Consider the following 708-nt stretch of genomic DNA (forward strand, 5'->3'; position numbering starts at 1 on the left):
CAATCAAATCCACTTCCTATGTGCCATAGACCTGGAATACTAGTAAAAATCACAGCTTAATATGTTTAAACATGTGCAAAGATTATTTGCTGATTGTTTTTTATATTTAGGACATGAGGCTTTATATAAGTCAAATGGTAAAACATACTTAGTACAAATACTAAAACAACAACCAGATAAGTTTTATGAGATTGGTGATGGTCAATTTGTTGGAAAAATGTTGAATTTGAAGGTTAGTGTTTTTGATATATTGCAACCAATGATAGGAGATATTTTTGTTATTGGTGATTGCAGGTATAAAATACACTCACCACCACTTCGAGATAACTCAGGTATGGTTTAGGAAATAAATGCTATGATTATGGATAATTAAAATGCTCACTATTAATAATGATATCAATCAGATTATTAAAGATATTAATGCAACTGAACAGCAAGTACGATTAGCAGCGGTAAGAGCACTGAATAAAACTGCACTCTGGTTAAAGTCACATGCTGCAAAAGAAATCAGTGAAGAAAAACAGATAAAACTAATGATAATGAGGAAAAGGCTGAGAAAGCTAGGGCAAGTACGTTAGAAGTATTAATTAGAGCGAATTTATATGATGCACCATCGCTTGGCAGTATGAGACAAACCAAAAAAGGAGCAAAGGTTGGAAAGCACCAACTTATGGGAGCATTTATGGCAACAATGCCAAGAGGATATAA

At 33.1% G+C, this 708-nt stretch carries 2 protein-coding genes; both read left to right on the forward strand.

Annotated features, from left to right (window positions below; genetic code table 11):
• Window positions 1-61: 61 nt before the first annotated feature.
• Window positions 62-343 carry a head-tail joining protein gene (locus V6U76_RS05365; RefSeq protein ID WP_333024114.1) on the forward strand — a complete coding sequence of 94 codons (282 nt, stop codon included), beginning with the start codon at window positions 62-64 and terminating at the stop codon, window positions 341-343.
• Between the two features lie 31 nt (window positions 344-374).
• Window positions 375-578, forward strand: coding sequence for a hypothetical protein (locus V6U76_RS05370; RefSeq protein ID WP_333024115.1), 204 nt, complete (start codon window positions 375-377; stop codon window positions 576-578).
• Window positions 579-708 lie beyond the last annotated feature (130 nt).

It is taken from the genome of Wolbachia endosymbiont of Pentidionis agamae (assembly GCF_036711655.1).
Taxonomy (GTDB): Bacteria; Pseudomonadota; Alphaproteobacteria; order Rickettsiales; family Anaplasmataceae; genus JAZHPY01.

Coding starts and splice junctions, on each gene's coding strand:
- V6U76_RS05370 (WP_333024115.1), top strand. CDS start 375: ATGCTCACTATTAATAATGATATCAATCAGATTATTAAAGATATTAAT.
- V6U76_RS05365 (WP_333024114.1), top strand. CDS start 62: ATGTTTAAACATGTGCAAAGATTATTTGCTGATTGTTTTTTATATTTA.